We start from the raw sequence: 9,135 nt of genomic DNA on the forward strand, positions 1-9,135 counted from the left end.
CGAACGGTCCACATGGGTCTCGGCGGCGAAGTTCACCACCGCGTCCACGCCCTCCATCGCCTCGGCGACCTTGTCGGGGTCCTCGATCGCCCCGTGGACGAAGGTGTGCTCCACGTCGGCGAGGTTCTCGCGCCGCCCCGCGTAGGTGAGCTTGTCCAGGACGATGACCTCGTCGCCGTGGTCGCGCACGCGCAGGCGCGCGAAGTTCGAGCCGATGAACCCGGCACCACCACAGACCAGCAGCTTCATGACGTGACAGCCTCTCGCTCTCGCAGGTAGGAATCCAGGCCGTCCTGCCAGCTCGGCAGCACGATCCCGGGGTCGCGCTCGGTGCCCAGCACGCTGTAGGCGGGGCGAAGCGCCGGACGAACGAACTCCTCGCTCGTCGTGGGCAGGACGCGACACGCGACGCCGGCCCGGTCGAAGATCTCCACGGCGAACTCGTACCAGGAGCACGAACCCGATCCCGCCGCGTGGAAGAGGCCGGTGTCGGCCCGCCGCTCGGCGAGCTCCACCAGCGCGCCGGCCAGGTGCCCGGTCCAGGTGGGTCGGCCGACCTGGTCGGTCACCACGCTGACCTCGTCGCGCTCGGCCCCCAGTCGCAGCATCGTGTCGACGAAGTTCGGCCCGCCCGCGCCGTAGAGCCACGCGGCACGCACGATCGCGTGCTCGCCGCCGGCCCCGAGCACACCGGTCTCGCCCTCGAGCTTGGTCCGCCCGTAGGCGTTGAGCGGTGCGACCGGATCGGACTCGACCCACGGGTCGTGCGGGGCGCCGTCGAAGACGTAGTCGGTCGAGACGTGCACGACGCGAGCGTCGGCCGCCGCAGCGGCGCGCGCGAGCAGCCGGGGTCCGACGCCGTTGACCAGCCGCGCCCGGTCCTCGTGCTCCTCGGCGCCGTCGACGTCCGTCCACGCCGCGCAGTTCACGACCGCGTCGGGATGGTGGGTGCGCAGCGCGTTCTCGATGGCGACCGCATCGGTGATGTCCAGCGCGGCGCGGTCGAGCCCGACGACGTCGTGGCCGAGGTCGCGGGCGGCCTGGACCGTGGTGCGGCCGAGCATCCCGGCCGCACCGGTGACCAGCAGCTTCATCAAAGGATGCCGATCTCGGAGTTGTCGCCGACCATGAAGCGGTAGGCGCGCGGCTGCTTGTCGCTGCGGCCGATGGCGACGTTGCGGCCCAGCAGCGAGGACTCCATCCGCCCGTCGAGCCCGCGTACGCTGGACCCGGCCAGCAGGATCGAGTGCTCGACCTCGGCCCGTTCGATGACGCAGTCCTCGCCGATCGCGGTGTACGGGCCGATGTAGCAGTCGACGAGGCGTGCGCCGGCGCCGATGACGGCCGGTCCGCGGACCGTGCAGTTCTCGATCCGCGCGCCCTCCTCCACGACCACGCGGCCGTCGATCTGGGCGTCGACCAGCGTGCCCTCGAGCCGGGTCTCGATCGTCTCCAGGATGAGGCGGTTGGCCTCCAGCATGTCGTCGAGGCGACCGGTGTCCTTCCACCAGCCGCGAACGATGTGCGGCTCGACCCGCCGGTCGGTGTTCACGAGGTGCTGGATCGCGTCGGTGATCTCCAGCTCGCCTCGGGCGCTGGGCGTGATCGCCCGCGCCGCGTCGTGGATCGCGCCGGTGAACATGTACACGCCGACGAGCGCCAGATCGGTCTTCGGCTCGGGCGGCTTCTCCTGCAGCATCACGACCCGGTCGCCGTCGAGCTCGGCGACGCCGTAGTTCTCCGGGTCGGCGACCGGGGTCAGCAGGATCAGGGCGTCCGGCCGTGAGGTCTCGAACGCGCGCACGAGGTCGCTGATGCCGCCCTGGAGCAGGTTGTCGCCCAGGTACATGACGAACGAGTCCTCGCCGAGGAACGGCTCGGCGGTCAGGACGGCGTGGGCCAGGCCGGCCGGCTCGTCCTGGACGATGTACGTGATCTTCACGCCGAACCGAGAGCCGTCGCCGGCCGCGTCGCGGATCTCGTCCCCGGTCTCGGGGGCGATGATGATCCCGATCTCCTCGATCCCGGCACGCGCCATGGCGTCGATGCCGTAGAAGAGCACGGGCCGGTTCGCCACGGGGACGAGCTGCTTGGCGCTGGTGTGCGTGATGGGCCGCAGGCGCGTGCCCTTGCCGCCTGACAGGATCAGGCCCTTGAGGGAAGACACGCCCGCAGAGTAGAGGGTCCGTGCGGTCTTCGACGCCCGGGGGAGCGGTGCCGGGCGCCTGCGCGCGATGGGGCAGGAATGCACCTCTTGGCACCGCGACGCTCTCGTGCGAAGGTGATCGGAACCGCTCCACGTACCGCACCGAGGACACCATGAACGGATCCGCACCTCGGGCGCGCACGCCGATCTCACGGACGAAACTCGCGCTGCTACGCCCGATTCTTCGTTACAGCCAGGGTCGCGACGCGTACGTCCTGCGCGCGATCGGCAACCACCGCGGGCCGGTGTTCAAGGCCGAGCGGCGGCGCATCACCGGCCTGTGAGCCGGCGCTGCGTCGCTCAGTAGACGCCGCCCAGCTTGCGGTGGTCCCAGCTCGCCCGGCGCGATTCGACGAACCGCATGCCGACGCGCTTGGCCGCCTGGGCGGCGACCAGCCCGCGACCCTCCTCGGGAAGCGTCCCGTCGGGCGAGCCCGAGTAGCGCCCGAGGATCTCGGTGCCGAGGTCGGTCACGGCGTCCAGGTCCCGCACGAGCTCGACCTCGCACTCGAGCATGACCCCCCGCAGGAGGTGGTACTCCGTGCCGTCCTCGACCTGGAGGGTGGCGCGAGCGTCACGCTCGAGGTTCTTGATCTTCTGCGACTTGGCGAACGTCCACGCCCAGAGCTCGGGACCCCCGTCGGCGGCGGAGTCCCGCACGACGTACCAGAGGGGCATCAGGTGCGGGTAGCCGCGCACCCCGTTGGTCGCGCAGATCACGGTGCGCTGCTCGTCGAGGAACGCACGGACCTCGTCCGGCGTCATCTGGATCTGCTCGCGTCGGCTCATGGCCGTCAGCCTACGTGGGGATCGACCTCGACCGCGGAACGACCGGGGGCGGCCGATGGCCGCCCCCGGGGTTCAGCGCTGCACGACGGTCGGACCGTCTAGAACCGCGGCTTGCCCTGGCCCTTCGGGGCCTTCTTGATGAGCTTGCCCTTGCGATCGCGCACGTTGATCTGCAGCGTGCGACGCGTGGCGACCTTCGACGAGTTCAGGTCGGGGCGGTACTCGAACCGCAGCTTCCGGGTGAACAGGTTGCGAGGCAGGATCAGCGTCATACGACCCAGGGCCCGCGAGCGCAGACCGGTCTTCACCAGCTTCTTGCCGTTGGGAAGGATGTGGTAGACGTCGATCCGGGCGCGGACGATGCTCTTGCCGTTGCAGTTGACGATGCGTCCGCGGGTCACGACCCGCTCCCGGCCGAACTTCACGCCGAGCGCTCGCTTGCGGTTCTTGGCGAAGTACATCGTCAAGCGGGCGCAGCGGCTCGCGTTGGTCCCGTTCGGCACCGTCTTGGTGCCGGCGCCGGTGACCGTGGTCGCGGGGACCGTGACCGTCTTCGTCTGGGTCTGCGTCTGCGTCGGACCCGGGACCGTCTGGGTGGGACCGGGCACCGTCTGCGTCGGGCCGGGCACCGTCTGCGTCGGACCTGGGACGGTGGTCGTGGTGCCGGGCACCGTGGTCGTCACGGTGGGCGGCGGCGGCTCCGGGTCGCAGGCGTTGCCGTTCTGCGAGGAGACCTTCGTCTCACCGAGGACGACGGTCGCGAGCGGCTTGCCGAGCTGACCGGCCGCGGCGGCCAGCACCTCGACGCGCAGCGCGGTCTGCGTGAGCGACGAGCCGTCCGGCGACTTCTCCTGGCGGTTCGCGTAGACGCGGACCACCTCGCCCAGCGGCGAGTCGGTGATCGTCTGGACGCCGGCGAAGACGTCGTCGACCGGGACCGACTGCCCGGCGATCTTCAGGCCCACGATCTGGCTGGTGCCGGTCAGGGTCGGCTGGCCGCCGACGCACGACGCGGTCGCCGTGCTCTGGATCGTGTCGGCGGTGACGAGCGCGCCACCGGGGATCGCGCCGTCGACGAGGACGCTCAGCTTCTCGGCCGAGGTGGTCGCGGTGTTGGTCCGCGCGTTGCGCGGTGCGCTCGTACCCGGATCGACCGAGGTCTGCGCCTGGAGCACGTCACCGAGCACCGTCAACGGCGTGGCGTCGAGCTTCTCCTGCGCGGACTGGCTGTCCGGCGCGCAGGACGCGTTGTCCGGCGCGGTCTCGCTGTTCTTGCCGTTGGCGATCAGCGGCTCGATCGGACTCGACGGAATCCCGAGGAGCGTGGTCAGCCCTTGATCGGCGCGCACGAGGCTGGCGCGGCAGTTCCAACTCGGATCGGCCGGCGCCTGTGCCGCGCCGATCGTCGTTCCGACGAGGACGCCCGCCCCCGCGAGCGTCGTGGTGAGCATCGCTGCTCGGGTACCCCTACCCATGATGAATTCCCCTGTTGCGTGCGAGGCGGACGGAAGCGTCGTGCGGCCGTCCGTACCTGACAGTGTCGCGCCGAGGCTACCGCGAATGCGGCCCCGGCGCGACACTACTTCGTGCAGGTGTCGCGGTTAGCGCTTCTTGCGGAACGTGACGATGGTCTCGCAGCCCTTGGCCCGCCGGACCTCGTCGGGGTTCACGCGCGCCTTGTCACGGCCGGTGCCGCAGCTCACGCGGGCGGGCGGGCCCGCGGTCGCGGTGTTGATGAAGTCGCGGCCCGGGCCGCCGTAGACGCGGTCGGCGCCGTAGGCCGAGTTGAGCGTGTCGTTCCCCGACCCGCCCGAGAGCCGGTCCGTCCCGGGGCCGCCGTTGAGCGCGTCGTTGCCGGACCAGCCGTACACGCGGTCGTTGCCGATCGCGCCGTTGAGGTTGTCGCGACCCGTGCCGCCGTCGAGGCAGTCGTTCCCGCGTCCGCCGTCGATCACGTCGTTGCCGCCGCGCCCGAGCATGCGGTCGGCCGTGTTCGTACCGGTCAGCTTGTCGGCCTTGTTGGTGCCGATGACCGCGTACTTCGGGCCCGGCCCCTTCACGCAGGGGCTGTTCTTGTACCGACGCCGCGCCTCGTTGAGGGAGATCACCGTGCCGCCGCCCGGGCCCTCGAAGGGCTTGCCGATGACGACCTCGCCCTGGCCGCCGGACTGCTCGGCCGGGATGATGCACAGGCCCTTGGTCACGTCGAAGGTGGAGCCCGGGGCGCATGCGCCGGGCCCGGGGTCACCGGTACCGCCGCCGTCCGGGCCTGCGTTCTCCGGCACGGTGGGGTCGCACGGGAGTCCGGCCCCGCTCACGCGGGACTCGGCGATGATCACGTCGGCCAGCGGCGCGGCGCCGATCGCGGGCAGCAGGGTGATGTGGGCACCGCGCTGGATGAACGTCGTGCCGTCCCGCACCTGCTCGTTCAGCTTGACCCTGACGATGATGCCGAGCGCGTCGCTGATCCCGTCGGTCAGGGGACCGAGCACCGGGTCGAGCGGGATCGGCTGGCCGCCGATCGTCAGCTTGACGGCGTCGCCGCCCCCGGTGAACTCGAGGGCGCCGTTGACGCACTTCGCCTGGGCGAACGAGCTCACCGCGTCCGCCCCGATCACGATGGTGTCGCCGGCGTTGATGCTGAGGTTCTCGACGGCGGCGCCCGCAGAGGAGACGGTGTCCAACGGACGCACGCCGTCGGGCGTGGTGTCGGTGATCGCGTACGCGGATCGCGCCTTGATCGATGGTGCCAGCCCGACGGCCTCGGTCGTGTTCGGCAGGCCGGCGGCGCTGTCGGCGCACCTCGACCGGCTGGTGGTGATCGGGTCCAGCGTGCTGGCTCCGGCGATCGTGGCCTGGACGGCGCTGGCCGAGCAGTCGACCTGGTTGGCGGCCTGCGCGGCGCCCGGCAGTACGGCGCAGCCGACCGTGATCGCGGCGGCGAGCGTGAGCGCGCCGGACCTCGTGGTGAGCGCGCGCAGCCCTGCGCGCGGACGAATCCCCTGGTGCATATGTCCTCCGTGAGCGGGCCAGTTGTGGGACTGCCCGCGGTCGTTGCCCCTGTTGTGTGGTCATGCCGACTGCGTGCGCCGACGACGGAGAAGGCTACGCGATGTGCGACGGTGTGACGACCCTGAGGCGTGAAGTGCTACTGGAGTCGCGCTACCGCAGATGCGACGGCCTGCCGCGCTTCGTCGGGCTCCAGGACGGCCGCGTCGCCCGCCTCCTGCAGCACCTTGCGCACGAGGTAGTCGGTGCCCTTGTAGGGCAGCTCCACGACGATCGCGCCGTCGGCGAGCTCCTCGGCGACCGTGCGGTCCTCGCGCATCCATCGAGCCCGCTCAGGCGAGATCCACAGCCGCGCGATGTGCGACGCCTCGACCTCGCCGGTCCGCAGCCAGCCGTCGACGGCGGCCGCGGCATCGACCTCCGGGCGCGGCACGAAGGTCTCGTCGAGCACCTCGACCGTCTTGATCCGGTCGAGCCGGAAGTGCCGCACGTCGTCCTTCGCCGGGTCGAACGTGGCGACGTACCACCCCTCGCGGCCGTTCGTCAGCGCGTACGGCTCGAGCGTGCGCTGCGAGAACTCGTCCTCGTTGCTCTTGTAGTACTCGATCCGGACGAGGCGGTGCCCGACGATCGCCTCCGACATGCTGCGGGAGACGTCGGCGTCGTCGGCGCCGCTGCGAGCGACCTGGAGGCCCTGCTCCATCGGATCGAACCCGAGCGCATCGACGATCTTCTGCCGGGCCGGGGTCAGCGCGCCCTCCGGCAGGTGGTCGCCGATGAGGTCGATCGCGGCCACGAGCGCCTTCGCCTCGACCGGCAGCAGCCGGGCGGGACGGTCGAAGTTGTCGGAGTACGGCTCCGGGTCGACCTCGATCGTCCCGTCCGGATGGATCTCGGCGTACAGCACGTACGACCCGCCGCCGAAGTTCACGACGTTCAGGACGTTCACGTCCTCCTGCAGTTCCTGCTCGGAGATCTGCAGCCGCTCGAGCACGTCGGCGACCTGGAGCCGCTCGCCGGCCCGGCCGGCGTGGATCAGGATGCTCGCGAGCGTCACCAGCCGCGCGAAGCGCTCCGGGCGGATAGCCGTCTCACGGCGGGTCGGGCCGTCGTCGGCCACGACGGCGCCGTTCGTCGCGCCGGTGCCCAGCACGACGGGTGCCAGCTCGGGGCCGCTGGCGCTGTGGCGGCGGGCGAGGAGCCCGATGCGCTCCTCGACGACCTCGCGCAGCGCCGGCGGGCCGACGACCCGGGCGTTCTCCCCGAGGCTCAGGACCCAGGCAGCGAGCTGCCGCGCCGAGGCGTACGGCGTGCTGAAGACGATCGCGCCGTCCCCCTCGTCGGCCGGGCGCACCTCGCCGAACCGGCCGAAGTGCCGCTCGACCTGCCAGCCGATCCGGCCGCTCACCCAGACCTCGGCGGTGTCCACGGTGTCGCCGTACTGCCACTCGGCGCGGTTGGAGTAGCTGCGGGGGTCGAAGTCCGCCGGCTTCTTGAAATCGTGCTCGGCCTTCGTCGCGTAGGCGACCTTGCCGCGGATCCGCGACAGGCGGAACACGCGCAGCGCTCCGCGCTCGTGGCTGTGGCCGAGCAGGTAGAACTGCTGGCCCTGGAACAGCAGGTGGTAGGGGTCGACCTTGCGGGCGCCCACCTCGTCACGTTCCATCGTGTAGTAGTCGAACGTGATCGTCTTGCTGCGGAAGATGGCGGTCTCGATCTTCGCGAGCCGCTGGGAGAGCTCGTGCCCGCCCGCGCTGCCCGTGACGCCGAGCGCCACGCCCACCTGGTCGGGGGCGTTGAGCGGCGACGGGCGGCCCCAGGTGATCTGCTGCAACGCCAGCCGCAGCGGCTCGGCGTAGGCGAACTCGCCGTCGAGCAGGCTGAGCGCGGTCTGCAGCGACGCGAGCTCCTCGTCGGAGAACGCGATCGCGGGGAGGTGGAAGTTCTCCGGTCGCAGGGAGTAGTTCTCCTGCTCGGCGATCCCGTCGGCGGGCTTGTCGATCGTCAGCTGGATGCCCAGCGACTCGAGCTCGGCCCGGTCCGCGTAGAACCGCCGCGCGAACGCGTCCTCGTTCATCCCGCTGTAGCCCTCCACGTCCCGCCTGATCTCCAGAGCGGTCACCGGACGGCGCTCCGCCATGAGGTACGAGATCAGCGAGAGCTGGCGGATCAGCTTCTCCGTGTCCTTCGCCATCGGCGGACCACGATAGTCCTCCGCGGCCCCCTGCGGACGGGCAGCAGCGATCCCGGCGGACTTTCCCCGCTCCTTGCGAGCTTTCTTGGCAGGGTCGGACTGTCCCGTGACGAAGCTGACGACTCCGAGATTTTCCTCGGAGCCTCCTCCTGCACCCGATAGCCTCAACCGAGATCCCATGACCAAGCTCGTGATCGTCGACGACCACGAGGCCCTCCGCGAGGGTCTCGCCGCGCTGCTCACCGCGAGCGGTCTCGACGTCGTCGGGGCGGCGGGCAACGTCGCGGCGGGGCACGATCTCGTCGAGCACAGCGATCCTGACGTCGCGCTGATCGACATCCGCCTGCCGGACGGCAGCGGGATCGAGCTCACCCGCGACCTGCTGCGCTCCTTCCCCGATCTGGGCGTGATCCTCTACACGGGGGACAGCGACGCCGAGCTGCTCTACGACGGCCTGGACTCGGGCGCGCGCGGGTACGCGCTGAAGGCGGGCTCGATGGACGAGCTCGTCGGGGCCATCGAGCGTGTCTCGATGGGCGGGTCGTACGTGGATCCCCGTCTCGACCGCATCCTGCTGTCGCCGCGAGCGACGGCGCACGTCCCGCAGCTCTCGCCGCGGGAGCGGGAGATCATGCACCTGATGGCCGAGGGCATGACGGCGGAGCGCATCGGCGAGGAGATCACCGTCAGCGTCGAGACCGTGCGCACGCACGTCCGCAACGTGATCCGCAAGCTCCAGGCCCGCAATCGCGTGCACGCCATCGCGATCGCACTGGAGCGCGGGGAGATCGCGCTCCAGCACGACGACGACTGATGGGTGCCGAGGGCTCGCCGGATCCGGCCGCGCAGGAGCGGCTGATCCGCCTCGTCCACGACCTCCGCACCCCGCTCACCCTGGTGCTCGGCTTCTCCGACCTGCTGCGCAAGCGCGGCGACC

General features: G+C 71.0%; 9 protein-coding genes. 2 read left to right on the forward strand and 7 right to left on the reverse strand.

Translation table 11 applies throughout. The annotated features are described in order from the left end of the window. The 3 genes from ABYE80_RS12250 to ABYE80_RS12260 form a co-directional block, all read right to left on the reverse strand. Nucleotides 1-249: NAD-dependent epimerase/dehydratase family protein (locus ABYE80_RS12250; RefSeq protein WP_372790567.1), on the reverse strand; the 249-nt coding region annotated here is incomplete at its 3' end. Beyond that, on the reverse strand, nt 246-1,094 hold the full coding sequence (gene rfbD / locus ABYE80_RS12255; protein ID WP_372790568.1) for a dTDP-4-dehydrorhamnose reductase: 849 nt from the start codon (nt 1,092-1,094) through the stop codon (nt 246-248). The genes ABYE80_RS12250 and rfbD, both read right to left, overlap by 4 nt. Continuing rightward, the gene (locus ABYE80_RS12260) at nt 1,094-2,167 is read right to left on the reverse strand and encodes a glucose-1-phosphate thymidylyltransferase (protein WP_372790569.1); all 1,074 of its coding nucleotides are present in this window, start codon (nt 2,165-2,167) and stop codon (nt 1,094-1,096) included. The genes rfbD and ABYE80_RS12260 overlap by 1 nt, the downstream gene beginning before the upstream one ends. 152 nt (nt 2,168-2,319) lie before the next feature. On the opposite strand from ABYE80_RS12260, the gene ABYE80_RS12265 reads away from it, so the two are divergent. Beyond that, the gene (locus tag ABYE80_RS12265) at nt 2,320-2,490 is read left to right on the forward strand and encodes a hypothetical protein (RefSeq protein ID WP_372790570.1); all 171 of its coding nucleotides are present in this window, start codon (nt 2,320-2,322) and stop codon (nt 2,488-2,490) included. A 16-nt stretch (nt 2,491-2,506) separates the two neighbouring features. Here ABYE80_RS12265 and ABYE80_RS12270 read toward each other — a convergent pair whose 3' ends face one another. The 4 genes from ABYE80_RS12270 to ABYE80_RS12285 form a co-directional block, all read right to left on the reverse strand. Beyond that, entirely contained in the window at nt 2,507-2,995 is a 489-nt protein-coding gene (locus ABYE80_RS12270) for a pyridoxamine 5'-phosphate oxidase family protein (RefSeq protein WP_372790571.1), read from the reverse strand. Between the two features lie 98 nt (nt 2,996-3,093). Then, the gene (locus tag ABYE80_RS12275) at nt 3,094-4,446 is read right to left on the reverse strand and encodes a hypothetical protein (RefSeq protein ID WP_372790572.1); all 1,353 of its coding nucleotides are present in this window, start codon (nt 4,444-4,446) and stop codon (nt 3,094-3,096) included. A gap of 150 nt (nt 4,447-4,596) precedes the next feature. Next, the gene (locus ABYE80_RS12280; RefSeq protein WP_372790573.1) at nt 4,597-6,006 is read right to left on the reverse strand and encodes a hypothetical protein; all 1,410 of its coding nucleotides are present in this window, start codon (nt 6,004-6,006) and stop codon (nt 4,597-4,599) included. A gap of 137 nt (nt 6,007-6,143) precedes the next feature. After that, nucleotides 6,144-8,198 carry a helix-turn-helix transcriptional regulator gene (locus ABYE80_RS12285; RefSeq protein ID WP_372790574.1) on the reverse strand — a complete coding sequence of 685 codons (2,055 nt, stop codon included), beginning with the start codon at nt 8,196-8,198 and terminating at the stop codon, nt 6,144-6,146. Nucleotides 8,199-8,376: 178 nt separating this feature from the next. On the opposite strand from ABYE80_RS12285, the gene ABYE80_RS12290 reads away from it, so the two are divergent. Beyond that, the gene (locus ABYE80_RS12290) at nt 8,377-9,012 is read left to right on the forward strand and encodes a response regulator (protein WP_372790576.1); all 636 of its coding nucleotides are present in this window, start codon (nt 8,377-8,379) and stop codon (nt 9,010-9,012) included. The last annotated feature ends 123 nt before the right edge of the window (nt 9,013-9,135 follow it).

This window comes from Paraconexibacter sp., assembly GCF_041602235.1.
In the GTDB taxonomy this organism is placed as follows: Bacteria; Actinomycetota; Thermoleophilia; order Solirubrobacterales; family Solirubrobacteraceae; genus Paraconexibacter.

Excerpts from the sequence above, each read along its gene's own strand:
- rfbD (WP_372790568.1), bottom strand. The coding sequence starts at position 1,094 with ATGAAGCTGCTGGTCACCGGTGCGGCCGGGATGCTCGGCCGCACCACG.
- ABYE80_RS12265 (WP_372790570.1), top strand. The coding sequence starts at position 2,320 with ATGAACGGATCCGCACCTCGGGCGCGCACGCCGATCTCACGGACGAAA.
- ABYE80_RS12270 (WP_372790571.1), bottom strand. The coding sequence starts at position 2,995 with ATGAGCCGACGCGAGCAGATCCAGATGACGCCGGACGAGGTCCGTGCG.
- ABYE80_RS12275 (WP_372790572.1), bottom strand. The coding sequence starts at position 4,446 with ATGCTCACCACGACGCTCGCGGGGGCGGGCGTCCTCGTCGGAACGACG.
- ABYE80_RS12280 (WP_372790573.1), bottom strand. The coding sequence starts at position 6,006 with ATGCACCAGGGGATTCGTCCGCGCGCAGGGCTGCGCGCGCTCACCACG.
- ABYE80_RS12285 (WP_372790574.1), bottom strand. The coding sequence starts at position 8,198 with ATGGCGAAGGACACGGAGAAGCTGATCCGCCAGCTCTCGCTGATCTCG.
- ABYE80_RS12290 (WP_372790576.1), top strand. The coding sequence starts at position 8,377 with ATGACCAAGCTCGTGATCGTCGACGACCACGAGGCCCTCCGCGAGGGT.